Genomic DNA, 24,002 nt, shown 5'->3' with positions numbered 1-24,002 from the left:
CGGGGCCTTACTTCTTCGCCGGAGCGGCGGCGCGAACCGGGGCAGGGCGGGTGGCCGGCGCCACGGTCACCCGGTCGCCTTCGCCCAGGAAGCCTGCGCCCGCGACCACGACCCGCGCGCCTGCGGCCAGACCGCTGACGGCCGTCGAATCGGTCGTGCGCGACAGCACCGTCACCGGCTGGAAATGCGCCCGGTTGTCAGTTCCCAGCGTGAAGACGCCGGCCCGGTTCTCGCGGTACAGCACCGAGGCCGTCGGCACGGTCACCGCCGGCTGATCGCCGACCTGGATGCGGGCGCGGGCGAACATGCCGGGGCGGAAGCCGCCGCCGTTCAGGGCGATGCGGGCCACGCCCAGACGCGTCCCGGCGTTGACCTCGGGGGTCACGATGCGGACCCGGCCCGTCGTCTCGCCGATCTGGTCGGAAGAGACCGCCGCGCTCTGCCCCGCACGGACCAGCGCCAGATCGGTCTCCGGCACCTGGGCGTCCAGCTCGAGCCGGCCGTCGCGGACGATGCGGAACAGTTCGGTTCCCGGCGAGATGATCTGGCCGCGCGTGACGCTGCGGCTGATGACCAGACCCGAAACGGGCGCCTTGATCGTCGCCTGCGACAGGCGGGTGCGGGTTTCGGACAGCGCCGCCTGGGCCGCCGCCACATTGGCGCTCGAGGCGCGCTGGTTGGCCAGGGCCGTGTCCAGCGAGGCCTGGCTGAGGAAGCCCCGCTCCTTCAGCTCCTGCGCCCGTTGCAGCGCCGCCTGATCGCGCGCCGCATTGGCGTTCGCCGTCTCCACCGCCGCCTGTTGTTGGCGCAGCTGGGCCCGCAGCAGGGCGTCGTTCATCTGCACCAGCGGCTGGCCCTGACGCACATAGGTTCCTTCGTCGACATAGACGCCGGTCGCCGTCAGCCCACCGGTCTCGGCGCCCACCGGCACCTCTTCCCAGGCCGAGACGCTGCCCGAGGCGGTCACGGTGCGCGGCAGGTTCTGCAACGAGGCGACGACGACCGAGACCGTCTGGGTGGACGCGCCCCCTCCGGCCCTGGCGCCGGCCTTTTCGCCCGCCTTGGCCTCGGCCTTCCTGGCGTCGCCTTCGCCGCCGCAGGCCGCGAGGGCCAGACCGACAAGTACGACCGCCGCGCCGGCACGCATGTTCCGCTTGATGTTCGCCACGTCTGATCCCCTGTTGGGCGCCGCAGCCGGGGGGACCGCGCGCCGACCTTCGGCGCCGCCCGGGCGCTCTGTCATCAGCCGTTGAATAGCGGTTCCGGCGATGCTTCTCAAACCCGAAAGCACCCCCTTACGGCGAAGTAATCCGCCACTATCGCGGTTGCCGGGCATGGGCGGCGGCGCGGTCCGCGTTGGCGATTCCGCCCCGCCGTGCTACCGGCGCGGCCATGACGACCCCTCCCATCGACCGTATCCGGAATTTCTCCGTTGTCGCGCACATCGACCACGGCAAATCGACCCTGTCCGACCGCCTGATTCAGGTGACCGGCGGCCTGACCGCGCGCGAAATGTCGGCGCAAGTCCTTGATAACATGGACATCGAGAAGGAGCGGGGGATCACCATCAAGGCGCAGACCGTGCGCCTGAACTACCGGGCGAAGGACGGGCTCGACTACGTCCTCAATCTGATGGACACGCCGGGCCACGTCGACTTCGCCTATGAGGTGTCGCGCTCATTGGCCGCCTGCGAGGGATCGCTGCTGGTCGTCGACGCCTCCCAGGGCGTGGAGGCCCAGACGCTGGCCAACGTCTATCAGGCCATCGACAACAATCACGAGATCGTCCCGGTCCTCAACAAGATCGACCTGCCGGCCGCCGAACCCGAGCGCGTGCGCCAGCAGATCGAGGACGTCATCGGCATCGACGCCTCCGAGGCCGTCCTGTGCTCGGCCAAGTCCGGCATCGGCATCGAGGATGTGCTGGAAGCCATCGTCACCCGCCTGCCGGCGCCCAGGGGCGACCCGAACGCCCCGCTCAAGGCCCTGCTGGTCGACGCCTGGTACGACCCCTATCTCGGCGTCGTCGTCCTCGTCCGCGTCTTCGACGGCACGCTGAAGACCGGCCAGCGCGTCAAGATGATGCAGAACGGCTCGACCCATCTGATCGACCGCGTCGGCGTCTTCCTGCCCAAGAACACCCCGGTCGACCAGCTGGGCCCCGGCGAGGTCGGCTTCATCACCGCCCAGATCAAGGAGGTCGCCCACGCCGCCGTCGGCGACACCATCACCGACGAGAAGAAGCCGACGGCGGAACCGCTGAAGGGCTTCAAGGAGGTCCAGTCCGTGGTCTTCTGCGGCCTCTTCCCGGTCGACGCCGCCGACTTCGAGGACCTGCGCGCCGCCATCGGCCGCCTGCGCCTCAACGACGCCAGCTTCACCTATGAGATGGAATCCAGCGCCGCCCTCGGCTTCGGCTTCCGCTGCGGCTTCCTCGGCCTGCTGCATCTGGAGATCATCCAGGAGCGGCTCAGCCGCGAGTTCAACCTCGACCTGATCGCGACCGCCCCGTCGGTGGTCTATAAAATCGCCCTGCGCGACGGCTCCGAGATCGAGCTGCACAACCCGGCCGACCTGCCGGACGTGATGCAGATCATGGAAATCAGCGAGCCGTGGATCAAGGCGACCATCCTGACCCCCGACGAATACCTGGGCGGCGTCATCAAGCTGTGTCAGGACCGCCGCGGCTCCCAGGTCGAGCTGTCCTACGTCGGCAGCCGCGCCCTCGTGGTCTACGAACTGCCGCTGAACGAGGTCGTCTTCGACTTCTACGACCGGCTGAAGTCGATCTCGAAGGGCTACGCCTCGTTCGACTACGAGCTGTCGGACTACAAGGTCGGCGACCTGGTCAAGATGAACATCCTCGTCAACGCCGAGCCCGTCGACGCCCTCTCCATGCTGGTCCACCGCGGCCGCGCCGAGATGCGCGGGCGCAGCATGGTCGAGAAGATGAAGGAGCTGATCCCGCCGCACCTGTTCGTCATCCCGATCCAGGCGGCCATCGGCGGCAAGATCATCGCCCGCGAGACGGTGCGGGCGTTGCGCAAGGACGTGACGTCCAAATGCTACGGCGGGGATGCGACGCGGAAGAAGAAGCTGCTCGAGAAGCAGAAGGCCGGGAAGAAGCGGATGCGCCAGTTCGGGAAGGTGGAGATCCCGCAGGAGGCGTTCATCGCGGCTCTGAAGATGGACGAGGATTGAGGGGCGGCAGCCTCAGCGTGGGTGAGGGTTAGGATAGAACTGGTGCAAGCACTCGACTTGCGGTTGGTAAGCCCTTGTTCTTGACTTGTTCTCCTGGCAGAATCTCCTCAGTCTGCCACCCTCAACAAGCGCGGAATCGCCGTGTCGGAGTATGCCCTAATGGTGAACCAGGCCGGACAGGCGACCGCCGACGCGGTGGTAAGCTTGGATCCTGTTGACGGTCCGGTCACGCCTGCGGCCCCGCAACCCAGGCTGAAGCTGCTTCGTGGCGGAAAGGATCAGCCGCCCGCTGACTTCACCTTCATCGACCTGTTTGCCGGTATTGGCGGCCTGCGGCGCGGGTTCGAGTCGATCGGCGGGCGCTGCGTCTTCACGTCCGAGTGGGACAAGTACAGCCAGCAGACCTACGCCGCGAACTTCCCCGACGACGACCATGAGATCAACGGCGACATCACCAAGGTGGATGTCGCCGACATTCCGGCGCACGATGTCCTGCTGGCCGGTTTTCCGTGCCAGCCGTTCTCGATCGCGGGCGTGTCCAAGAAGAACGCCCTGGGCCGCGCTCACGGGTTCGAGGACAAGACCCAGGGGACGCTGTTCTTCGATGTGGCGCGGATCATCAAACATCATCAACCGGCCGCCTTCCTGCTGGAAAACGTCCGCAACCTGATCGGCCACGACAAGGGCCAGACCTTCAAAACGATCAAGGAAACCCTTGAAGAGCTCGGCTATACGATCGACTATCGGGTGATTGACGGTCGTCACTGGACGCCGCAGCATCGTGAGCGGATTTTCATCGTCGGTTTCCGCGAGGATCAAGGCTTCCGCTTTGCGGATATGAAGCTGCCGGACGCGGCGCCCAAGCTGGTCGAGATCCTGCACCTCGAAGGCGATGAGTCCGAGATTCCGGACCAAAAGTATACTGTCGGCAACTCAGGTCGCGTGGCGGACAAATACACGCTGACGGATCATCTCTGGAACTATCTTCAGCGGTACAAGGAGAAGCACCAGGCGGCCGGCAACGGTTTCGGTTTCGGGCTGGTTGGTCCCGAGGATGTCGCTCGGACATTGTCCGCCCGCTACTACAAGGATGGGTCGGAAATCCTCGTCAAACGTGGAGAGGGAGAGACGCCTCGCCGTCTTACGCCGCGCGAGTGCGCGCGGTTGATGGGCTTCGATTCGCCTCGCGGCGCGGAGTTCGTGATTCCGGTCTCTGACACGCAGGCCTATCGCCAGTTCGGCAATTCTGTTGTGGTGCCGGCTGTGAAAGCCGTAGCCGAACATATGAAGCCGCACCTCTTTGCCGCGCTCGGGAAACGGCCGAAGGCCGAGGTTGGCTGACGTCGTCGATCCGGCGACCCGTAGCCGGATGATGTCCGGCATCCGGGGGAAGAACACCAAGCCGGAGTTGATGATCCGCAAGGCGCTCCATGCGCGCGGGTTTCGCTATCGGCTGCACTGTGATCTGCCGGGAAAGCCGGACATCTGCCTTCCGAAGCACCGAGCGGTAATCTTCGTGCACGGGTGCTTTTGGCATGGACACGACTGTCGCCTGTTCAAATGGCCGAAGACGCGACCGGAGTTCTGGCAGGCCAAGATCGAACGAAACCGTGCTGTGGATCTCGCCTCTCAGGACAAGCTCTTCGGAGCTGGTTGGCGGATCGCTACGGTGTGGGAGTGCTCTTTAAAAGGGCGCGAGAGATTGCGCTTGGAAGAGGTTATCGACACGCTGGCGAACTGGCTGGACGGACACTTGCGCCAGGTTTCCATCCGGGGGCGAGATAATGCCAGTGACGAGTTTGCCGGACTGGATAGCCCAGTACGCCCAGCCTGATCATATTTGGTTCGCCAAGCGTCTGTCGGCTAACGACACGCAACAGACAAAAGGTCACCAGGCCGGGCCATACATCCCGAAGGCATTGCTCTTCGATGTCATTCCGCAACTGAAGGATCCTACGCAGAAGAACCCTCGCGTTCCGCTTGAGGCGTTCATCGATTCGCATCCCGATATCCGAACTGTTGCGCCTATCTGGTACAACGGAAAGCTGTTTGGAGGGACCCGGAACGAGACGCGGGTTACGGGGTGGGGCGGCGCAGATTCGGCTTTGCTTGACCCCAACAGCACCGGCGCGCTCGCCATCTTCGTGTTCGAAGGAGGCGCGGTCGGAGCCGCGAAGAGCCTCCATGTCTGGGTGTGTGACGGCTACGAGGACGAAGTCTTCGAAGACATTCTGGGACCCATAGATCCCGGTGGGAACATAACCTGGCGGCCCGGTGATCCGATCGGCTTGTTCAAGGGCGGGAGCGCCGTAGCATCTTGCCAGCTCAGCACGTCGCAGATGCCACCGGCGTGGCTGACCGCCTTCCCCTCTGCGGCAGAAATCGTGCGCAAGTCAGTGGAGCTCAGGCCTCTGCAGAGTGAGTTGCCTGACGTTCGTCTCCTGAAGCGGCGCGATTGCGAGTTCGAGATTTTCAAGGCTGTTGAGGAGGCGGTGGAAGGCTCCAAGGTGGCTTCGGGATTTACGGACCTTGGCCATTTTCTTGGATTGGCGCAGACCATTCTACAGCGCCGAAAATCGCGTGCCGGTCGGTCCCTCGAGCTTCAGACCAAGGAAATTTTCCTTGAGGAAGGGTTGGTACAAGGTCGGACTTTCAGCCACGGCGCAATCTCCGAGGATGGCAAGAAGCCTGACTTCCTGTTTCCATCCGAGGCGGCCTATCGCGACCCGTCCTATCCTAAGGACAAGCTCCGCATGCTTGCCTCCAAGACGACGGTTAAAGACCGCTGGCGACAAATTCTCAATGAAGCTGATCGGATCGAAACCAAGCATCTGTTGACGCTCCAGGAAGGTGTTTCGATGCCGCAGTTTGCAGAGATGAAGGCTGCAAACGTGCGGTTGGTCGTACCGGCGAAGCTGATTGATAAATACCCGGAGCCGATAAGGGGCGAACTGGTGACGCTCGATAGCTTCATCTACGAGGTGCGAACTCTCGGGTAGGGAACTATGCGTCGCGGTACGTCGTTGCCGCGCCACCTCACCCGTCGGGACTCGCGGAAGATTTTTTCCTCGCATCCCGATTCCGGCCCCGCCTGCATTTGCGCGCCGATTTTCGCTCTATTCCCGGCGCCCTTCCGGGCGGGCTTATCCTTTCCGGATGACCCGAGCCTATGTCGAAGCCCCCGCCACCCACTATCGCCTGAGCGACGAGACCTGGGCGATCATCGCCGAGGAATACCGCAACGGCGCCACCGCCAAGGACGTCGCGGCCAAGTGGAAGGTCGCGCCCTCGTCCGTGTACCGCCACGCCTGTCAGGACGGCTGGACCAAGAAGAGCATGGGCGACGCGCGAGCGCGGGCGCATGCGCGGATGGTTGAGGAGGAGGAAGAGGCGTCGCGGGGGCTGAAGCCGGTCGGGTCGCGGGCCCTGAAAAGCCTGTTCGCACCCGCGCGGCCCGATGATCCCGATGCGGGCGATCCGGCGGCGCTGGCGAAGGTGGCCACCCTGGCCTCGGGGCGGGCGATGACCGGGCGGCTGTGGGCCGAGGCGCGGGCGCTGGCGGGGCTGGCCGAGAGCTATGCGCGGCTTGGGGAGCGGGTGCAGGGGCCGGGGGCTGTGATGGAAGCCGAGATCAATCTGGGAGCCGAGAGGGCGAGGTACTATCTGGACGGTTTCGAGCGGGGGCGGGAGAAGACGCTGGCGGCGCTGGGCGTGCCCTACGATCCGGACGCGTGGGATGAGTGCGGTGATCTGAAGGCCGAGGGGGACGAGGGGTAGGGCGGCGGCTGGTTCGCGCGTTGTCATCCCGGACGCCGCGCAGCGGTGATCCGCGACGGGGGGCGTCGCGCAGGGGTCTGACCTGTCTGCCGGATAGCGGCCGGCGCCGCTTCCGGGAGGACGTGGTGAGGGAGAGCAGGCGTCCCGGATCGCCGCCTTGCGGCGGCGTCCGGGATGACAAGGGTTCGAGCCCTAGTCGTGCCCGTGCCCGTCCGTCTCCGCCTCCGTCGCCCCCGCGGCCCAGCCTTCGCCGCCGGCTTCCGCGAACCAGAACGGCGCCCGCGCCCTCTGCCGCGGCGCGACCTCGTCCATCCGGCTGTCGTACACCCGCCCGTTGGCCACCGTGTAGGCGATCGAGGTCGTGTTGCGGATGTTGTCGAGCGGATTGGCGTTCAGCACCACCATGTCGGCCAGCTTGCCGACCTCCAGCGAGCCGATGTCGCGGTCCAGACCCAGCGAGCGGGCGCCGTTCAGGGTGCCGGCGCGGATGATGTCCAGCGGGGCCATGCCGCCCTGGGCCAGGCTCCACAGCTCCCAGTGGGCGGCCAGACCCTCGCGCTGGCCGTGGGCGCCGATGGAGACGCTGACGCCCTGATCGGACAGGCGGCGGGCCTCGCGGGCGATGGAGATGTGGTTCCACTCATTGTCCGGCAGGGTTTCGGGCCGGCGGGCGCGGCTGTCGAGGATGCGGCGCGGGACGTATTGCGTCAGGATCGGGTGGTTCCAGACCTCGCTCTCCTGATACCAGTAGTTCTCGCCGTAGCTGCCGCCATAGGCCACGACCAGGGTCGGGTTGTAGGCGACGCCGGTCTGGCGCCACAGCTGGTGGACGTCGTCATAGAGGACGGCGACCGGGATCGAGTGTTCGATGGTGGTGTGGCCGTCGACGATCATCGACATATTGTGCTGGAACAGCGAGCCGCCCTCGGGGACGACCATCATGTTCAGCTGGCGCGCCGCCTCGATGATCTGCTGGCGCTGGTCGCGGCGGGGCTGGTTGTAGCTCTTGACGCTCCAGGCGCCGGCCGCCTGCATGCGGCGCAGGGTGGACAGGGCGTCGTCCAGACTGTCGACCTTGACCGTGCCGGCGGTGGTCGCGCCGTACAGGATGGAGCCGGTCGAGAAGATGCGCGGGGCCACCACGCGGCCGGCGCGGGCCAGCTCGCTGTGGGCGAAGATCTCGCTGGTGTCGCTGGACGGGTTGTGGATCGTGGTCACGCCGAAGGCCAGGGAGGCGTAGTCGACCCAGCTCTGTTCCGGGATGATCTCGTCCGAGCCCATCGAACCGTGCCAATGGGCGTCGACGAGGCCGGGCATGATGGTCTTGCCCGCCATGTCCATGACCGGGACGCCGGCGGGGACGGGGGTGGAGGCGGCGGGACCGATGGCCTCGATGCGGTTGCCGTCGACGATGACGACGCCGTTCTCGATGACCTCGGCGCCGTTCATGGTGATCAGCCGCGCGCCGGTCAGGGCCATGCGGCCCTCGGGCTTGTCGGCCGTGGCGGTGAAGCCGATGTTGATCCCGTGCTCGTCCGGCTTCGGCAGTTCGTCGGGGGCGCCGTCCACGAAGGTGAAGGACCGGTTCAGGTCGCGGCTGAACAGCTCGGGACCTTGCGACCATTGCAGGCGGCGGCTGTCGCCGGACCAGCTCAGCCACTCGCCGGAATCGCGGGTGACCCGGGCCTGGGGCAGGGCCTTGCCGTCGGGGGCGATGGCCTGGGGCCGGCCGGCGGCCACGAACGGGGCGACATAGGCCTGGAAGCGCTCGGTCCAGCCGACCCAGTTTCCATCGGGCGAGACGGCGAACTCGGCCGCCCATTCGCTGGTCAGGTGGGTGCGTTTGTCGTCGCCGTCCAGATCGACCGAGATCAGGGCGCGCTTGTCGCCGTCGCGGGCGGTCAGGAACAGGCGGTCGCCGTCGGCGCCGAACTGTGGACCCTCGCCGTCGTCGGTGATGTGCACCGGCGCGCCGCCCGCCGTCGGGATGCGGTAGACGCCCGGATCGCGGCTCCACAGGGCGGTGGTCAGGAAGCCGTCGCTGGTGGTGCGGTAGACGATGGTGCGGCCCTCGGGGCTGAAGGTCGGCTCGACGTAGTGGCCGGGGTTCGGGGTGACCACCCGGCCCGTGCCGCCCGAGGCCGGGACCACGCGGATGGAGCCCAGCTCCTGATCGTCCCAGGTCGTGTAGACGATCGACCGGCCGTCGCGCGACCAGGACGGATAGAGTTCGAAATGGTCGCTCTGGCGCGTCAGGCGCCGGGCCGTGCCGGTGGGCAGGTCGCGGATCCACAGATTGCCGAGCGCCTCGAACACCACCTTCGTCCCGTCGGGCGAGGGGCGGGCCCAGCGCAGCATCTTCACATCGAATTGGTCGGGCGCGACCTCGACCGGGAAGCGGACGGCGTCCTGCACCCGGCGGGTGTCAGCGACGTGGAACGGGATGTCGGCGACCTCCTTCGAGGCCACGTCGACGCGCTGGATGCGGCCGTCGGCCCAGAAGACGATGGAGCGGTTGTCGGGCGTCCAGCTGATCGCCGGATAGACGCCGTGGATGGCCCAGGTCTCCTGCATGTCGCGGTCGAGGGCCGAGAAGACGGGCGTCTCGCGGCCGGACTCGATGTCCATGACATAGAGGGTCGACTGGTAGCGGACGCGCCGGATGAAGGCCAGGGACTTGCCGTCGGGCGAGGGCGTGGGGCGGATCGAGCCGCCGGGGCCGGTGACATAGGCGTCGATGTCGCCCGTCTCGCGGTCGAGGCGGCGGATGACATAGATCTGGTCGTTGACGTCCTTGGAATATTCGAAGGTCGTCCCCGGCGTGGCGTCGTCGCTGAAATACAGATAGCGGCCGTCGGGCGAGAAGGCGGGCTCGCCCGTGTCCTTCTGCTGCGTCCGGCGCTCGGTCATCTGCACGCCGCCGCCGCCGCTACGATGGTACATCCACATTTCGCCGGCTCCGAGCGAGCGGGACGAGGTGAAATGCTTGCGGCCGACGACGAACTGGCCGTCGGGCGTCCATTCGGGCTGGTTGACCAGCCGGAAGGTCTCTTTCGAGACCTGCGTCGGGTTCGAGCCGTCGGCGTCCATGATCCAGATGTTGTCGCCGCCGCCCCGGTCCGAGGTGAAGGCGATGTGGCGGCCGTCGGGCGACCATTTCGGCTGCATCTCCCAGGCCACGCCAGAGGCGATGGCGCGCGCCTCGCCGCCCGATACGGGCATCACATAGATGTCGCCCAGCAGGTCGAAGACGATGGTCCGGCCGTCCGGGCTGACGTCGAGCGACATCCAGGTGCCGCGGGTCACGTCGATGGGGATGTCGCGCGACGGTCCGGGCGGGTTCTGCACGTCCCATTTGGGCGTAACGGCCGGAGCGGCGGCAGCGGCGGCGGGAGCCGCGTCCTGCGCCTGGACCGGGGCGGGGCCCTGGGTCGGAGCCGGCGTCGGAGCCGGCGTGGGCGGGGCCGCGAGCGGCGACGGCGGTTCCGGCGTCTGGGCCATGGCGGGGAAGGCGAGCGCCATCACGGCGGCCGTCGTCAGGAGTGCGCGCTTCATCGTTTCATGCCCCAGCACCGGACGTCTGAACCGCCCCCGGGGCGCCGCGTCCTTGTCGGGCGGCAACAGAGCATCGCCGGGCCCGCCAAGTCCAGCCGTCGCATCGCCGCCCCACCGCGCGCTTGCGTGAATTCTTTGTCATGCGGGGACAGGTTGTGACCGCGCGCAGCCTGCGTCATGGTTCCCGCCGTAAAGAGAACATAGAGACGCCAATGCGCATCCAGATCATCTTGGCCGGCGTCGCCGCAGCCGCCCTGACGGCCTTCCCCGCGGCGGCCCAGGACGGTCAGTACCGCGACCAGCTGAGCCGGATCATCACCGAGGCCGCCGGCGGGACCTGCCTCGCCGCCCTGATGGGCCCGTCCCTGCTGGACGCCTGCAACGCCCAGATCGAAGGCATGGGCCCGGCCCTGACCGCGCTCGGCGCGATCGAGTCGGTGACCTTTGTCGGCGCGGAAGACACGCCGGGCGGCCGGGTCGAGACCTGGGCGGTCAAATTCGCCGGCGGGACGACGCTGAACTGGTTCATCGGCGGCCAGCAGCCGGACGGCAAGTTCGACATCGTCGGCACGGGCCAGGGCTAGTTGACCAGTCTGCCGGTCCTTGTCCTCGCCGGACTGATCGCGGGTCAGGCTCCGCAATCGCCGCCGATCTTCCAGCCCGGCGCCCCCGGCGCGGCGGCGCGGATCATCACGCCCGGCGAGGCCGTGGCGCTCAGCCGCTCGACCTTCACCGCCGCCGACGTCGCCTTCATGCAGCATATGATCGTTCACCACGCCCAGGCGGTGGAGATGGTCGGCCTGCTGGAAACGCGCGGCGCCAGCCCCGCCGTCCGGATGCTGGGCCGCCGCATCGCCCTCAGCCAGCAGGCCGAGATGGACCTGATGCGCGACTGGCTGACCCAGCGCGGCCAGCCGCTGGAAATGGCCGGCATGTCCGGCCACGACCAACACTCCGGCCACGGGGCTGGCCACGCCATGCCGGCCAGCGACACGCCCGTCATGCCCGGCATGCTGTCCCCGGCGCAGATGCAGACCCTCGCCGCCGCCTCCGGCCCCGCCTTCGACCGCCTGTTCCTGCAGGGCATGATCCAGCACCATCAGGGCGCGCTCGACATGGTCGACGCCCTGATGACCAATCCGGGCGCCGCCGAGGACTCCCTGTTGTCCGATTTCACCGCCTCCGTCGTCGCCGATCAGTCGACGGAGATCCTCCGCATGCAGTCCATCCTCTCAGACCTCTGACCCCACGCCCCAAGGAGCGGCCATGAACGTTCGCAGCACCCTGCTTTCCACCGCCGCCGTTCTCGGCGTCCTGATCAGCGCCAGCCTCGCCCACGCCCAGGCGCCCGCCGCCCAGGTCATCCCGACCGACGCCCGCAGCGCCCTGTCCGGCGGCATGTTCGACGCGGGCCAGTACGCCAGCGGCATGGTGCTGGAGCATTCGGTCCGGCCCGCCCCCGGCTTCTTCGAGCAGGAGGCCCTGTTCTCGCCGCCGCGCACTCCGGCCGAGGGCGCCGCGCTGCAGGAACGGATTCGGGCCGACCCGCGCTTCGCCCCCCTGGCCCTCGCCAACAGCGACATGGCCATGTCCAACGGCCATCTGTTCGTCGGCAATTTCAACGGCTTCAACGCCTATGACGTCACGAAGGGCGGCGCGCCCGAACTGGTCATGTCGGTGGTCTGCCCCGGCGGTCAGGGCGACGTCTCCGTGGTCGGCGACCTGCTGTTCATGTCGGTCGAGGCCAACCGCGCCCGCCTCGACTGCGGCACGGCGGTGGCCGAGGGCGACGTCAACGCCGAGCGCTTCCGCGGCGTCCGCATCTTCGACATCAGCGACCTGAACGCCCCGCGCCAGATCGCCGCCGTCCAGACCTGCCGCGGCTCCCACACCCACACCCTGGTGCCCGACCCGACCGATCCCCGCAGCCTCTACATCTACAACTCGGGCACCGCCGACGTGCGCAAGACCGAGGAACTGGCCATCTGCACCGACGGCCAGCCGGACCAGAACCCCGACACCGCCCTGTTCTCGATCGACGTCATCAAGGTCGACCTAGATCGGCCGCAGGACGCCGCCATCGTCAACCGTCCGCGCATCTTCGCCGACGCCAGCGGCCGCGTCGCCGGCCTGTGGCGCGGCGGCGCCGCCGGCCTCGCCAGTCAGCGCACGGCCCAGACCAACCAGTGCCACGACATCACCGTCTTCCCCGAGATCGGCCTCGCCGCCGGCGCCTGCAGCGGCAACGGCATCCTGCTGGACATCTCGGACCCGCAGAACCCGGTCCGCGTCTCCGACATCTTCGACCCCGACATGGCCTACTGGCACTCGGCCACCTTCAACAACGCGGGCGACAAGGTCGTCTTCACCGACGAGTGGGGCGGCGGCATCGGCGCGCGCTGCCGCGCCGAGGACCCCTCGACCTGGGGCGCCAACATGGTCGCCACCATCGAGAACCGCACCCTGCGCGGCCGGGCCTTCCACAAGCTTCCCTCGGCCCAGGGGTCCGACGAGAACTGCGTCGCCCACAACGGCATGATCGTCCCCGTTCCCGGCCGCGACCTGATGGTCCAGGCCTGGTATCAGGGCGGCGTCTCCATCATGGACTTCACCGACCCGACGAAGCCGGTCGAGATCGCCGCCTTCGACCGCGGCCCGGTCGAGGACGGCAAGCTGTTCGTCGCCGGCTCGTGGTCGGCCTACTGGTTCAACGGCCGGATCTATTCCAGCGAGATCGCCCGCGGCCTCGACGTGCTGAAACTGGTCCCGAGCGAGCATCTGTCGGCGGCCGAGATCGCCGCGGCCGAGGCCGTCCGCTCGGACCAGATCAACCCCCAGACCCAGACCCGTATCGTCTGGGCCGACACCCCCGACGTAGCGCAGTCCTACCTCGACCAACTGATGCGCGCCCCCGCCGCCGACGCCGCCCTGACCGCACAGGTCCAGGCGGGCGTCGACCAGTGGCGCCGGAGCGCCCGCAACCGTCGCGGCGCGGCTGAACTGGCTGCAGCGCTGACCGCGGCGGCGGAGAAGGAGACGGGCGTGATCGCCAAGGGCCGGCTGACGGCGCTGGCGGGGATCTTCACGCGGCGGGCGGGGTAAAGCCGGACCCTCCGCGTTCCCCGGGGATGCGGAGGGTTTGCCTGTGAGAGCCGCCGGCCCGCTCGCCCGTCGCTCTCGCAGGAACACCCGGAGCGGGGAAGCGTTGTGTCGGGAACCCGAAAGAGGCTCCCATGTACAGGCTTGTTCCCATCACCTCCGCCCTCGTCCTCGCCCTCGCTGCGCCGACGGCGGTCTTCGCCGACCCCGGCAATGGCAAGGGCGGCGACAAACAGGAACGCGGCCAGCGCGGCGGTGAGGCCCGCGACTCCGGCGCCGCCCATGCCGGGGGCCACGGCGCGCAGGACAATCCCTCCGCCGGCCGCGGGAACGGCCGCCCGGACCGGCCCCCGGAGAGCGCCCGCAACGGCCCGGGCCGTACCGCCGAACGGGGCCCGGACCGGGCCGAAGCCGTCCGCGTCCCCGACCTCGTCCGCGGCGATCGCGGCGACGGCCGGCGCGATGCGAACAGCGACGTCCGCCGCGAAGTCGCGCGTCAGGTGTTCCAGACCCGCGACGGCCGCCCCGTGGTCTATTTCAGCCGCGACGAAGACCGCGGCCTGATCGCCGGCTGCCCGCCCGGACTGGCGAAGAAGAACAACGGCTGCCTGCCTCCCGGTCAGGCGCGCCAGATCGCCCGCGCCGCCGGCGCCGACCGCTATGACTGGCTTTGGCGCATGGGCGGCGGCGACGGCCGCTATGAGTATCGCGGCGGCTATCTGTACCGCGTCGATCCGCAAGGGTCGCCGCTGGGCTGGCTGCCCGTGCTGGGCGGGGCCCTGTCCCCCGGCGCCGTCTGGCCAGCGCAGTACCGGTACCAGCCGGCGCCCGACTATTATTCCAGCTATTTTGGCCTGCCGGCGAACCGCGACTACCGCTACGCCAACGGGGCCCTGTACGGCGTCGATCCGCAGACCCAGATGATCAGTCAGGTCGCCGCGCTGCTGACCGGCGAGAACATCGGCGTCGGCCAGCGCCTGCCGGCCGGCTACGACGTCTACAACGTGCCCTATGATTACCGGAGCCGGTATGTCGACGGGCCCGACGCCATGTACCGCTACAACGACGGCTATGTTTACCAGGCCGATCCGAAGACCCAGCTGGTGACGGCCGTCATCCAGCTGCTGACCTGATCCGGACCGCGACAGAGGCATGACCATGAAAACGATGATGCGCTGGACGCTGGCTCCGCTCGCCGTGATGGCGCTCGCCGCCTGCGGCGCCGACGACAAGGACGGCGAGGCCAAGGCCGCCGCCGCGCCCTCGAACAAGACGATCACCGCGACGCTGAAGGACGACCGGTCGTTCGGCGTGCTTGAGCGGGTGCTGGACAACGCCGCCCTCGGCGACGTGCTGGCGGGCAAGGGCCCCTATACGGTGTTCGCGCCGTCGGACGCGGCCTTCACCGCCTCGGCGGGCGATCTCGGCGACGAGGCCATGAAGGCGCAGGGGGCGGCCATGCTGCGCGCCCATATCGTGCCGGGAGCGCTGACCCGCGCCGACATCATCGCCGCCATGGAACGCGGCGGCTCGGGCACGGCCCAGATGCGCACGATGGCCAATAGCCTGCTGACCTTCTCGAAGGAGGGCGACGCCATCATCGCGACCGGCGACAACGGCGCCCGCGCGCGCCTGACCGGCGGCGAGACCCTGGCGTCGAACGGCGTCGTCCAGCCGGTGGACGCCCTGCTGGTCGGGCCGGCGGCGAGCTAGCGCGCGCCCAGCAGGTCCGACCAGCGCCAGCTGGCCTCGCCCAGCGCCAGCCGCGGGGCCGCCGGGCCGTCGGCGAAGGCGATGACGGCCAGACCGCGCATGGTCTGGGTCCGGCACTCCCTGGGCGAAAAGGCGACCTCCAGGGCGATGGCCTGACGCACCCCGGCCAGTCCCTTGCCGGCCTGTCCGGGGTCCTGAATCCAGTCGCCGTTCCAGACCAGGATGGCGCGGCCCGAGGCGGGCATGGCGCGGTGGGCGCGGGCCACGGCGTCGCGCACCTCGGGATCGGCCCGCAGGGCGTCCTGCAGCCGGCGGACCATGTCGCAGGCGCCGCCGGCGCCCCCCGACCCGCCGCCTCCGCCCGATCCTGAACCGGCGCCCCCGCCCTGACCGGTCCCGGCTGTCAGGGCGCCGGCCAGCTGGGCCTCGCCGATCACCGCCATGGGGGCGACGACGGGCGCGGGGTTCGCCGGGACGGTCCGGACCTCCGGCGGCGGGGGCGTGCGGACGGGCCGGGGGCGCGGCGCGGCCCGGGCGGGAACCGGCCGCGGCGGGGCCGGCGAAGGGGCGGCGGCCGTCTCCGTCCTCGCCGGACCCGGCGGCGGCTCGGCGACGACGGGGGCCGGCGGCGGAGGAGGCGGGGGCGGCGGCCGGGTCAGGGTGACGACCACGGCCCTCGGTTCGGGCTCGGGCGGAAGAATTCTGACCGGCGGCGAGGGGGAGGAAACGAGCGCCGCGAACAGCACCAGATGCGCCGACAGGCTGAGCGCGACGGCCGGCGTCCAGGACCGTATCCAGCGCCGCGACCGGGCAGGGCGGCGCCATGCGGGCGACGCCTCGGCGGCGGATTTTTCCGTTTGCGTCTCAAGGTTTGGCGGCACGGGAAGGGTCTCGACCGGCGGGCCCGTCTGCGCCCGCATCGCTCTGAAGACCACCCGTCCGCGTCAACACCGTGGCGCCTCGGGGGCGTCCAAGCGCCCGTCGCCTACGGCTCAGCTAATGGTCAAGGTGACGCCTTTTGGCCCCGAGCCGGCCATCACTCCGCCCTCCGGGTTACGGCACCGTCACGTCCGCGCACCTATGCGGGAGCCGCGCACCCGCCAATCAGGAGACGACACTTGACCAGATCGAAACTCAGGACGGCGACCATGACCGGCGTGGTTCTCGCCCTCGGCCTCGCCGCCAGCGGCTGCGCCAGCCACAAATTCGTGCGCGAGAATCTGGCCGTGGTCGACGAACGGGTGACCACGGTGGATACGCGGGTGACCGAGGTCGACGGCACCGCCCGCCAGGCTCTGGACCGCGCCACTGCGGCCCACAAACTGGCCGAAGGAAAATTCCTCTACGAGGTGGTGCTGTCGGACGACTCGGTGAAATTCCCGGTCAACCGGGACGCCCTCTCGCCCGAGGCCGAACAGCGTCTGGCCGAACTGGCCCAGCGTCTGAAGGGCGAGAACCGCAACGTCTATCTGGAAATCCAGGGCTATACGGACGCCAGCGGCGACGCCGAATACAATGAGCAACTGGGCGCGGCCCGGGCCGAAGCGGTCCGACGCGCCCTGAGCCGCCAGGGCATCGCCCTGAACCGGATGGCGACCATCTCCTATGGCGAGGAAGCTCCGGTGGCGCCGAACGAGACGCCGGAAGGCCGCGCCCAGAACCGGCGCGTCGCCATCGTCGTCCTCAGCTAGGACGACCCTTCGAGCAGGCGGCGGGGCCTTCGGGACCGGCCGCCTGTCCGGGCCATGAACGTGGGCGATTGACGGCGCGCGTCCGCTCGCCTCTTGTGTCGGGCCTTCCGTTCCAGAGTTGACCATGACCGACGCCCAACCCCTCGTCTTCACCGACAATCCGATGAATCCGCTCGAGGAGGCCCTGTACGAGGGGCTGGCCGACGCGTCGCGGATGGGGCTGTTCGAGCGGCTGATGCTCGAGGCCGATCTGTACGCCGTGCCCGAGCCGGGCAGCCCGGGCGGCGCGCCCGGGGACGACGGGAACAAGGTGTTGCGCCAGGGCGAGCAGCTGATCCTGCGCGGCGTGGTGCTGAACGACGGCCGCAACAGCGTCACCCTGTTCACCGATCCGCGCCGGGCCACGAAGATGTTCGGCGAGGAGTCGCGCATCATCGCCATGCAGGGCCGGGCCCTGCTCGACATTCTCAAGGACGCCGTGGTGCTGCTCAATCCGGAGGGCGGCAAGGGCCTGCTGATGAACCCGGACCAGATCAAGGCCGTGCTGGGACACGAGCCCGTGCGGCCGCTGCGCCCGGTTTCGGGCCGCGTCGAACTGCATGAGGTCGAGCCCGGGAACGAGCCGGTCATGCTGACCCACGCCATCCGGGAGACCTTCACGGGGACCATGGTCAAGGACGTCTGGCTGGCGCGCGCTGTCTGGCCCGACGTCGGCCAGATCGGCTGGTTCCTGGACATGCGCTCGGACGGCCCGGCCGACGAGATCAAGGCCCTGGTCTCCCGCTCGGTGCGGGGCCTGAAATTCGGCACCGAGACGATGGACGTTTCGGTGGGCAAGCCCGGCGGCAAGCCGGGCGTGGGCATGAAGCTTATCTAGAATCGCACCACGGTCCGCACCGCCTGGCCGTCGGCCAGACGGTCGAAGGCCGCGTTGATGTCCGACAGGGGGATGACCCCGGTCAGAAGGCGGTCGACCGGCAGCCGGCCCTGCCGGAACAGGGCGACATAGCGGGGGATGTCGCGGCCGGGCACGCAGGTTCCGATGTAGCTGCCCTTGAGCGTGCGCTCTTCCGCGACCAGCGAGACGACGTTGACGGCCAGCGCCGCCTCGGGCGGAGGCAGGCCGGCGGTGACGGTGGTCCCGCCCCGGCGGGTCATGCGCCAGGCGGCGTCCAGGGCGCGGACCGATCCGGCCATCTCGAAGACGAAATCGGCCCCGCCGCCCGTCAGGGCGCGGACCTGTTCGACGGCGTCGGCGGCGCCGGCGTTGACCGTCTGGACGGCTCCGAGGGTGCGGGCCAGCGCCAGCTTGTCCTCCGACAGATCGACCGCGACGACCGGCGAGGCCCCGGCGGCGATCGCCCCCAGCACCGACGACAGGCCGACCCCGCCCAGACCGACGACGACCACGCCCTGGCCCGCCCGGACCCCGGCGGTGTTCACCACCGCCCCGACGCCTGTCAGTACGGCGCAGCCGAACAGGGCGGCGTGTTCGAACGGCAGGTCGGGGTCCACCTTGACCAGCGACCGGCGCGAGACGACGGCGTGGCTCGCGAACGCGGAGCAGCCGAGGTGATGGTTGAGGTCGCCCGCGGCGTCATGGATGCGCCGGCCGCCGGTCAGCAGCTCGCCCTTGCCGTTGGCGGCGGCGCCTGGCTCGCACAGGGCCGGGCGGCCCTCGGCGCACGGATTGCAGTGGCCGCAGGAGGGCATGAAGACCATGACGACGTGGTCGCCGACCGCCAGATCCGCGACCCCGTCGCCCAGCGCCTCGACCACCCCGGCGGCCTCGTGGCCCAGGGCCATGGGCAGGGGGCGGGGGCGGTCGCCGTTGATGACGCTGAGGTCCGAATGGCAAAGGCCCGCGGCCTTGATCGCGACCAGAACCTCGCCCGGTCCCGGAGCGTCCAGGGTTACGCTCTCGATCGAGAGCGGACGGCTGTCCGCATAGGGGCGGGCGGCGCCCATGCTGCGGAGGACGGCGGCGGTGGTCTGCATGCCGACACGCTAGGCGCTTGACGCCGCGTCCGCCAAGCCCAAGGCTGCCCTCAAGCGCGCACAGACGCGCCGGGAAACATCGCGCTCAAGCAGCGAGGCGCCGCGCGCCGAGCGGTAGCGCACCAAAGAGGGATTTCATGACGGGCACGATCGAGCGGACGAAGCGCGGCGACTATCGCCGGTTCCAGGCCATATCCACGCGGTGGATGGACAATGACGTCTACGGCCATGTGAACAATGTCGTCTATTATTCGTGGTTCGACACGGCGGTAAACCGGCTGCTGGTCGTCAACGGGGTGCTGGACATCCATCACGGCACGACCATCGGTCTGGTGGTCGAGACGGGCTGCCGCTATTTCGCCCCGACCGCCTTCCCGGACGAGATCCAGGCCGGGGTGCGGGTGGCCCATGTCGGCACCAGTTCGGTCCGCTACGAGATCGGCCTGTTCCGCAACAATGAGGACGACGCGGCCGCCGTCGGCCATTTCGTCCACGTCTATGTCGACCGCGAAACCAAGCGGCCCGTGCCGGTGGATGAGAAGATGAGGGGCTTCCTGGAGAGCCTGAAGACCTAGTCGTCCAGACGTCCCATCAGGGCCAGGGCGCCGACAGCCGTCAGGACCCCGAGGGTGAAGGCCGCGACGATCGATCCTGCCGCAACGGCGGCGGACACGGTGACGGGGCGGGCTTCGTACCATTCCACGATGTCGGCCTCGTCGAGATCGCCGTCGTGATACAGGTCGGCATCATAGATGACGTCTTCGGCGGTCATGGAAACGGCTCCGGTTGGGATGCAACAAGAATGTCCGCGGAGGCGGGCGGTTCCTGTGTCGTGACAGCGCACCCGGCTTCGGCTAGATGCGCTGCCTGATCCAAAGCCGTGCGCCCTCACGTAGCGAGCCGCCGCGCGGCGAACGATAGCGCCCACTTCAAGAGAGCTTCATGGCCGGCCATTCCAAGTTCAAGAACATCATGCACCGCAAGGGGCGCGCCGATGCGCAGCGCTCCAAGCTGTTCTCCAAACTGTCCCGCGACATCACCGTGGCCGCCAAGCTCGGCATGCCCGATCCGGCCATGAACCCGCGCCTGCGTCTGGCGGTCAACAACGCCAAGGCCGAGAGCCTGCCGCGCGACGTGATCCAGCGCGCCATCAACAAGGCGGCGGGCGGCGACGTCGATACGATGGAAGAGGTCCGCTACGAGGGCCGCGGCCCCGGCGGCGTCGGCATCATCGTCGAGGCCCTGACCGACAATCGTAATCGGGCGGCCTCCAATATCGGCGCGGCGTTCAAGAAGAATGGCGGAGCGCTGAGCGAGATGAACTCGGTGGCCTTCATGTGGAACCGCGTGGGCCGGATCATCTACCCGGCCGAGGCGGGCACCGAGGACGCGGTCATGGAAGCCGCCATCGAGGCCGGCGCCCAGGACGTCGAGAGCGATCTGGTCAAGCCCGACATCTACGAGGACGCGCCGGGCCACACGATCTGGACGACGTTCGAGGACCTGAACGAGGTCGCCGAGGCCCTGTCGAAAATCCTCGGCGACGCCAAATCCACGGCCCTCGTCTGGCGACCCCAGAACGAAGTGCCGGTCACCGGCGAGGCGGTCGGCACGCTGATGAAGCTGCTGGACGCCCTGGACGCCGAGGACGATGTGCAGAACGTCTATTCGAACGAGGACATTTCGGACGAGGATCTGGCGAAATACGCGGGCTGAGGCCGGTCAGGCGAAGCTGCGAAGCTCGTCTGTGACCCAGCCGTCGGGATGACGTATCGGCCGGCCGGGACGGCGGAAACGGAGCACGACGTGCAGGGCGTCGGTGAGATCGAGCAACTGATCGTCGGACAGTTCGACCGCGGCGCGCAGCACCTCGGCCTTCAGGGCCGAGAAATTCTCGACGTCGAGACACCGGTTGGTCGGGCCGTGCATCGCCCCCTCCTGTGAAGCGGCGAACGCGGGCCGCATCGGCCCTTAACGCCATGCGCGCCGCGCCGGTTCCCCACGCGCCTCAAGGCGTCGAGGCGCAGGCCTTGAGCAGGCCGAACAGAAAGTCCCGGCCCTCATAGAGCGAGCGCACGCGGATGCGCTCGTTCAGGCCGCTGTCCTCGACCGAGGCCAGCGCGGAACGCCGGGGCGGAACAGCGGGGCAGGCCTGACCGTTGCCGCAGGATGGACATCACCCATCTGCCCGGCTTCGCCCTGCCTCTGCTGGCCGCCGTCCTGGCCGGCGGGCTGATCGGGTTCGAGCGCGAATGGCGCGGCAGGGCCGCCGGCTTCCGCACCCACATCCTGGTCTGTCTGGCCTCGGCCCTGCTGATGGAGGCGGCGGTGTCGCAGGGCGTCTGGCGGTTCGCGCCGCTGGAGGGGACCCAGATCGTCAGCGACCCGACCCGGATGGCGCACGGCGTCCTGACGGGCATTGGCTTCCTGTGCGCCGGCGTGATCTTCCGGTCCGGCTTCTCGATCCACGGACTGACCACGGCGGCCTCGTTGTGGATCACCTCGGCTCTGGGGCTGCTGTTCGGGGCGGGGCTGTTCCTGCTGGGGGCCACGGGCACGGTGCTGACGTGCGCGATACTGGTGGTGCTGAGGCTGGTCGATATGAAGCTGCCGAAAAAGTCGGTGGTGGATGCGGAGATCGTCTGGCGGCGAGCGGATCCTGACGCCGAGGGCCGGATCGAAGCGGTGCTGGAGGGCGTTGACGAAGCGCGCCGGGCCGACCGGTTCGAACTGATCGACGGGGGCGACAGCGTGCGCCGCAGCTTCAGTATGAAGCTGGACGGCGAGGCCGCGTTGAAGGATCTCGCCGCACGGCTGCGCGGCGTCGAGGGCGTTACGGCCTACAAACTGGATCCCCGCAACGACTGACGGCGTTCGCATCGGCTTGATCGCGGGCCGCGGCCGGGACTAGGTTGAAGATTCGTCAGTTTGCGGAGCGATTTACACACATGAACTGGGATCTGGTCTGGCCCGTCGCGGCGGCCATGACAGCCGGGGGGCTGATCGGCATTGAGCGCACCTACCACGGGCATCCGGCGGGATTTCGCACGCATATCCTGGTGTGTCTGACCTCCTGCCTGCTGATGCTGGCGGCCATGCATCAGGCGACCTGGGCCTTCGCAGCCCTGCCCGGCCAGACCGTGGTGATTGATCCGACCCGGATGTCGCACGGCCTGCTGACCGGCATCGGCTTCCTCTGCGCCGGGGTCATCTTCCGCGAGGGCTTCTCGGTTCACGGTCTGACCACGGCGGCGTCGCTGTGGGTCACTTCGGCGATCGGGGTGCTTTTCGGCGTCGGCATGCTGGACCTGGCGCTGATCGGCTCCGGCGCGACCCTGGCCGTGCTGGCGGTGCTTCGCCTGCTGGACGCCAAACTGCCCCACGTCGGGGTGATGGACGTGGTCCTGCGCTGGAAGCGGGGCCAGGCGCCCAGCGGCATGGCGGTCCGTGACCTGCTGCGCGGCAACGGGGTAAAGGTGGTCCGCCTCGGTCACGTGATGAGCCACGACGGCGCCATTCATGAGCACCATCTCAAGGTCAAGGGGCACGTCCCCATCGACATCGACCGCCTGGTGGCCCAGCTCAGCGCCGAGGACGGCATGGCGGGCTTTTCCATCCTGCCCCGCGAGGAATGACGGCCGGTCATTGTTCGTCAACCTCGTTTGAGGCATGAATGGAACGAATGACGAACACCTTGATTCCAGATGGGGCGACCCGCATCCTCGGCCTTGACCCCGGCCTTCGCCGCACCGGTTGGGGCGTGGTCGTCGCCGAGGGGTCGCGTCTGCGCTGGGTCGCGCATGGGGTGATCAGCCCGCCCGAGGCCGCCCCGTTCAGCGAACGGCTGCTGTTTCTGCTCGAGGCCGTCGGTGAGGTCTGCGCCTCCCACGGCTGCGACGAGGCGGCGATCGAGGAGGTGTTCGTCAACATGAACCCCTCGTCGACCCTGAAGCTGGGCCACGCCCGCGCGGCCGTCATGCTGGCCCCCGCGCGCTGCGGCCTGCCGGTGGCCGAGTATTCGCCGAACCTGATCAAGAAGGCGGTGGTCGGGGCCGGCCACGCCGACAAGAGCCAGATCGCCTTCATGGTGAAGCGGCTGCTGCCCTCCGCCGGCGAGGTGAAGGCTGACGCCGCCGACGCCCTGGCCGTCGCCATCACCCACGCCCAGTTGCGCAAGCGGGCCCTGCTCACCGCCCTGCGGGGGGCGGCATGATCGGCCGTCTCCGGGGCGTGCTGGCCGAGGTCGAGTCGGACCACTGCCTGATCGACTGTTCGGGCGTCGGCTATGTGGTGTTCTGCGGCGCGCGCACCCTGCAGCGCCTGCCGGCCCCGGGTGACGAGGCGACCCTGCAGGTCGAATCCACCTTCAACGCCGAGAGCGGTCCGCGGCTGTACGGCTTCCTCACCCGGGACGAGCGCCGGGCCTTCCTGACCCTCAACGGCATCCAGGGGGTCGGCCCCAAGGCGGCGCTCAGCGTGCTGGACGTCCTGCCGCCCGGCGATCTGGCGGCGGCGGTGGCGCGCGAGGACAAGGCGGCGGTGGCCCGGGCCAACGGCGTCGGCCCCAAGCTGGCGCTGCGCATCGTCACCGAGCTGAAGGGCAAGCCGCTGGGCGACGTCTCCTTCACCCCGACCGCTTCCGGCGTCCACGCCGAGGCGGCACCCCCGGTTCCCAGCGTCACGGGCGAGGCCGTTTCAGCCCTGATCGGTCTGGGCGTGGCCGAGGTCAACGCGCGCCGCGCCGTCGACCAGGCCCTGATCCGCCTCGGCGAGGACGCCGAACTGTCCGCGGTGATCCGCGCCGCCCTGCAGGAGCTGGGGCGGTGAGGTCTCTCATACCGCTCATCCCGGCGAATGCCGGGACCCGGATCCCAAGCCCGAAGGGCCGGGATTGGCCCGCCGCGATGTCTGTTCCCCCGCTATCGTTCGCCATCTGGGTCCCGGCATTCGCCGGGATGAGCGGGTGTT

At 68.9% G+C, this 24,002-nt stretch carries 24 protein-coding genes; 18 read left to right on the top strand and 6 right to left on the bottom strand.

Going from position 1 to position 24,002, the window contains the following annotated elements; all coding sequences use genetic code 11:
- Nucleotides 1-7 precede the first annotated feature (7 nt).
- Entirely contained in the window at nt 8-1,168 is a 1,161-nt protein-coding gene (locus tag BrevBR_RS12150; RefSeq protein ID WP_340001105.1) for an efflux RND transporter periplasmic adaptor subunit, read from the bottom strand.
- 224 nt (nt 1,169-1,392) lie between these two features.
- On the opposite strand from BrevBR_RS12150, the gene lepA reads away from it, so the two are divergent.
- The 5 genes from lepA (at nt 1,393) to BrevBR_RS12125 (ending at nt 6,978) form a co-directional block, all read left to right on the top strand.
- Nucleotides 1,393-3,201, top strand: a complete 1,809-nt coding sequence (gene lepA / locus BrevBR_RS12145) for a translation elongation factor 4 (RefSeq protein ID WP_340001104.1) — start codon at nt 1,393-1,395, stop codon at nt 3,199-3,201.
- A 159-nt stretch (nt 3,202-3,360) separates the two neighbouring features.
- Nucleotides 3,361-4,542 carry a DNA (cytosine-5-)-methyltransferase gene (dcm, locus tag BrevBR_RS12140; RefSeq protein ID WP_340001103.1) on the top strand — a complete coding sequence of 394 codons (1,182 nt, stop codon included), beginning with the start codon at nt 3,361-3,363 and terminating at the stop codon, nt 4,540-4,542.
- Nucleotides 4,535-5,035, top strand: a complete 501-nt coding sequence (locus tag BrevBR_RS12135) for a very short patch repair endonuclease (RefSeq protein ID WP_340001102.1) — start codon at nt 4,535-4,537, stop codon at nt 5,033-5,035. Before dcm ends, BrevBR_RS12135 begins: the two co-directional genes overlap by 8 nt.
- Entirely contained in the window at nt 4,992-6,200 is a 1,209-nt protein-coding gene (locus BrevBR_RS12130; protein ID WP_340001101.1) for a type II restriction endonuclease, read from the top strand. Before BrevBR_RS12135 ends, BrevBR_RS12130 begins: the two co-directional genes overlap by 44 nt.
- Before the next feature lie 157 nt (nt 6,201-6,357).
- Nucleotides 6,358-6,978, top strand: coding sequence for a hypothetical protein (locus tag BrevBR_RS12125; RefSeq protein ID WP_340001100.1), 621 nt, complete (start codon nt 6,358-6,360; stop codon nt 6,976-6,978).
- A gap of 192 nt (nt 6,979-7,170) precedes the next feature.
- Here BrevBR_RS12125 and BrevBR_RS12120 read toward each other — a convergent pair whose 3' ends face one another.
- Nucleotides 7,171-10,533, bottom strand: a complete 3,363-nt coding sequence (locus tag BrevBR_RS12120; protein ID WP_340001099.1) for an amidohydrolase family protein — start codon at nt 10,531-10,533, stop codon at nt 7,171-7,173.
- 212 nt (nt 10,534-10,745) lie between these two features.
- Between BrevBR_RS12120 and BrevBR_RS12115 the strand changes: the two genes are divergently transcribed.
- The 5 genes from BrevBR_RS12115 (at nt 10,746) to BrevBR_RS12095 (ending at nt 15,345) form a co-directional block, all read left to right on the top strand.
- Nucleotides 10,746-11,117 (top strand): hypothetical protein, encoded by a 372-nt coding sequence (locus tag BrevBR_RS12115; RefSeq protein ID WP_340001098.1) that lies wholly within the window; start codon nt 10,746-10,748, stop codon nt 11,115-11,117.
- Nucleotides 11,118-11,777 carry a DUF305 domain-containing protein gene (locus tag BrevBR_RS12110; protein WP_340001097.1) on the top strand — a complete coding sequence of 220 codons (660 nt, stop codon included), beginning with the start codon at nt 11,118-11,120 and terminating at the stop codon, nt 11,775-11,777. It abuts the gene before it with no gap.
- A 22-nt stretch (nt 11,778-11,799) separates the two neighbouring features.
- Nucleotides 11,800-13,635: an LVIVD repeat-containing protein gene (locus BrevBR_RS12105; RefSeq protein ID WP_340001096.1), complete on the top strand. Its 1,836-nt coding sequence runs from the start codon at nt 11,800-11,802 to the stop codon at nt 13,633-13,635.
- Nucleotides 13,636-13,766: 131 nt separating this feature from the next.
- Nucleotides 13,767-14,765, top strand: coding sequence for a hypothetical protein (locus BrevBR_RS12100; protein WP_340001095.1), 999 nt, complete (start codon nt 13,767-13,769; stop codon nt 14,763-14,765).
- Between the two features lie 19 nt (nt 14,766-14,784).
- Nucleotides 14,785-15,345 (top strand): fasciclin domain-containing protein, encoded by a 561-nt coding sequence (locus BrevBR_RS12095; RefSeq protein ID WP_332638841.1) that lies wholly within the window; start codon nt 14,785-14,787, stop codon nt 15,343-15,345.
- On the opposite strand, the gene BrevBR_RS12090 is transcribed toward BrevBR_RS12095, so the two are convergent.
- The gene (locus tag BrevBR_RS12090) at nt 15,342-16,265 is read right to left on the bottom strand and encodes a hypothetical protein (protein WP_340001094.1); all 924 of its coding nucleotides are present in this window, start codon (nt 16,263-16,265) and stop codon (nt 15,342-15,344) included. The genes BrevBR_RS12095 and BrevBR_RS12090 overlap by 4 nt on opposite strands.
- 198 nt (nt 16,266-16,463) lie before the next feature.
- Here BrevBR_RS12090 and BrevBR_RS12085 point away from each other — a divergent pair, with 198 nt between their 5' ends.
- Both BrevBR_RS12085 and BrevBR_RS12080 read left to right on the top strand, forming a co-directional pair.
- On the top strand, nt 16,464-17,036 hold the full coding sequence (locus tag BrevBR_RS12085; RefSeq protein WP_442881296.1) for an OmpA family protein: 573 nt from the start codon (nt 16,464-16,466) through the stop codon (nt 17,034-17,036).
- A 124-nt stretch (nt 17,037-17,160) separates the two neighbouring features.
- Complete coding sequence (locus BrevBR_RS12080) at nt 17,161-17,913, top strand: SseB family protein (protein WP_332638719.1); 753 nt, start codon at nt 17,161-17,163, stop codon at nt 17,911-17,913.
- Here BrevBR_RS12080 and BrevBR_RS12075 read toward each other — a convergent pair.
- Nucleotides 17,910-19,034 carry a zinc-dependent alcohol dehydrogenase family protein gene (locus tag BrevBR_RS12075; RefSeq protein ID WP_340001092.1) on the bottom strand — a complete coding sequence of 375 codons (1,125 nt, stop codon included), beginning with the start codon at nt 19,032-19,034 and terminating at the stop codon, nt 17,910-17,912. The genes BrevBR_RS12080 and BrevBR_RS12075 overlap by 4 nt on opposite strands.
- 137 nt (nt 19,035-19,171) lie before the next feature.
- Between BrevBR_RS12075 and BrevBR_RS12070 the strand changes: the two genes are divergently transcribed.
- Complete coding sequence (locus BrevBR_RS12070) at nt 19,172-19,609, top strand: acyl-CoA thioesterase (RefSeq protein ID WP_332638717.1); 438 nt, start codon at nt 19,172-19,174, stop codon at nt 19,607-19,609.
- On the opposite strand, the gene BrevBR_RS12065 is transcribed toward BrevBR_RS12070, so the two are convergent.
- On the bottom strand, nt 19,606-19,806 hold the full coding sequence (locus BrevBR_RS12065; RefSeq protein ID WP_332638716.1) for a hypothetical protein: 201 nt from the start codon (nt 19,804-19,806) through the stop codon (nt 19,606-19,608). The genes BrevBR_RS12070 and BrevBR_RS12065 overlap by 4 nt on opposite strands.
- A 170-nt stretch (nt 19,807-19,976) precedes the next feature.
- Between BrevBR_RS12065 and BrevBR_RS12060 the strand changes: the two genes are divergently transcribed.
- A complete protein-coding gene (locus BrevBR_RS12060) occupies nt 19,977-20,750 on the top strand; it encodes a YebC/PmpR family DNA-binding transcriptional regulator (RefSeq protein WP_332638715.1) in 774 nt (257 codons plus the stop codon).
- 6 nt (nt 20,751-20,756) lie between these two features.
- On the opposite strand, the gene BrevBR_RS12055 is transcribed toward BrevBR_RS12060, so the two are convergent.
- The gene (locus BrevBR_RS12055; RefSeq protein ID WP_332638714.1) at nt 20,757-20,963 is read right to left on the bottom strand and encodes a hypothetical protein; all 207 of its coding nucleotides are present in this window, start codon (nt 20,961-20,963) and stop codon (nt 20,757-20,759) included.
- 240 nt (nt 20,964-21,203) lie between these two features.
- Between BrevBR_RS12055 and BrevBR_RS12050 the strand changes: the two genes are divergently transcribed.
- The 4 genes from BrevBR_RS12050 to ruvA all read left to right on the top strand — a co-directional run bounded on the left by BrevBR_RS12050 (nt 21,204) and on the right by ruvA (nt 23,861).
- A complete protein-coding gene (locus BrevBR_RS12050; protein WP_332638713.1) occupies nt 21,204-21,902 on the top strand; it encodes an MgtC/SapB family protein in 699 nt (232 codons plus the stop codon).
- A gap of 80 nt (nt 21,903-21,982) precedes the next feature.
- Entirely contained in the window at nt 21,983-22,669 is a 687-nt protein-coding gene (locus BrevBR_RS12045) for an MgtC/SapB family protein (RefSeq protein ID WP_332638712.1), read from the top strand.
- Between the two features lie 47 nt (nt 22,670-22,716).
- Nucleotides 22,717-23,247, top strand: coding sequence for a crossover junction endodeoxyribonuclease RuvC (ruvC, locus tag BrevBR_RS12040; protein ID WP_332638711.1), 531 nt, complete (start codon nt 22,717-22,719; stop codon nt 23,245-23,247).
- Nucleotides 23,244-23,861, top strand: a complete 618-nt coding sequence (ruvA, locus tag BrevBR_RS12035; protein ID WP_340001091.1) for a Holliday junction branch migration protein RuvA — start codon at nt 23,244-23,246, stop codon at nt 23,859-23,861. Before ruvC ends, ruvA begins: the two co-directional genes overlap by 4 nt.
- Nucleotides 23,862-24,002: the final 141 nt, after the last annotated feature.

The sequence above is a fragment of the Brevundimonas sp. BR2-1 genome (genome assembly GCF_037626195.1).
Taxonomy (GTDB): Bacteria; Pseudomonadota; Alphaproteobacteria; order Caulobacterales; family Caulobacteraceae; genus Brevundimonas.
The sequence above is the reverse complement of the archived record's forward strand: the minus strand, read 5'-3'. Positions and strand labels throughout refer to the sequence as shown.

Excerpts from the sequence above, each read along its gene's own strand:
- lepA (WP_340001104.1), top strand. The coding sequence starts at position 1,393 with ATGACGACCCCTCCCATCGACCGTATCCGGAATTTCTCCGTTGTCGCG.
- dcm (WP_340001103.1), top strand. The coding sequence starts at position 3,361 with ATGGTGAACCAGGCCGGACAGGCGACCGCCGACGCGGTGGTAAGCTTG.
- BrevBR_RS12125 (WP_340001100.1), top strand. The coding sequence starts at position 6,358 with ATGACCCGAGCCTATGTCGAAGCCCCCGCCACCCACTATCGCCTGAGC.
- BrevBR_RS12120 (WP_340001099.1), bottom strand. The coding sequence starts at position 10,533 with ATGAAGCGCGCACTCCTGACGACGGCCGCCGTGATGGCGCTCGCCTTC.
- BrevBR_RS12115 (WP_340001098.1), top strand. The coding sequence starts at position 10,746 with ATGCGCATCCAGATCATCTTGGCCGGCGTCGCCGCAGCCGCCCTGACG.
- BrevBR_RS12105 (WP_340001096.1), top strand. The coding sequence starts at position 11,800 with ATGAACGTTCGCAGCACCCTGCTTTCCACCGCCGCCGTTCTCGGCGTC.
- BrevBR_RS12100 (WP_340001095.1), top strand. The coding sequence starts at position 13,767 with ATGTACAGGCTTGTTCCCATCACCTCCGCCCTCGTCCTCGCCCTCGCT.
- BrevBR_RS12095 (WP_332638841.1), top strand. The coding sequence starts at position 14,785 with ATGACCATGAAAACGATGATGCGCTGGACGCTGGCTCCGCTCGCCGTG.
- BrevBR_RS12090 (WP_340001094.1), bottom strand. The coding sequence starts at position 16,265 with ATGCGGGCGCAGACGGGCCCGCCGGTCGAGACCCTTCCCGTGCCGCCA.
- BrevBR_RS12080 (WP_332638719.1), top strand. The coding sequence starts at position 17,161 with ATGACCGACGCCCAACCCCTCGTCTTCACCGACAATCCGATGAATCCG.
- BrevBR_RS12075 (WP_340001092.1), bottom strand. The coding sequence starts at position 19,034 with ATGCAGACCACCGCCGCCGTCCTCCGCAGCATGGGCGCCGCCCGCCCC.
- BrevBR_RS12070 (WP_332638717.1), top strand. The coding sequence starts at position 19,172 with ATGACGGGCACGATCGAGCGGACGAAGCGCGGCGACTATCGCCGGTTC.
- BrevBR_RS12065 (WP_332638716.1), bottom strand. The coding sequence starts at position 19,806 with ATGACCGCCGAAGACGTCATCTATGATGCCGACCTGTATCACGACGGC.
- BrevBR_RS12060 (WP_332638715.1), top strand. The coding sequence starts at position 19,977 with ATGGCCGGCCATTCCAAGTTCAAGAACATCATGCACCGCAAGGGGCGC.
- BrevBR_RS12055 (WP_332638714.1), bottom strand. The coding sequence starts at position 20,963 with ATGCACGGCCCGACCAACCGGTGTCTCGACGTCGAGAATTTCTCGGCC.
- BrevBR_RS12050 (WP_332638713.1), top strand. The coding sequence starts at position 21,204 with ATGGACATCACCCATCTGCCCGGCTTCGCCCTGCCTCTGCTGGCCGCC.
- BrevBR_RS12045 (WP_332638712.1), top strand. The coding sequence starts at position 21,983 with ATGAACTGGGATCTGGTCTGGCCCGTCGCGGCGGCCATGACAGCCGGG.
- ruvC (WP_332638711.1), top strand. The coding sequence starts at position 22,717 with ATGACGAACACCTTGATTCCAGATGGGGCGACCCGCATCCTCGGCCTT.
- ruvA (WP_340001091.1), top strand. The coding sequence starts at position 23,244 with ATGATCGGCCGTCTCCGGGGCGTGCTGGCCGAGGTCGAGTCGGACCAC.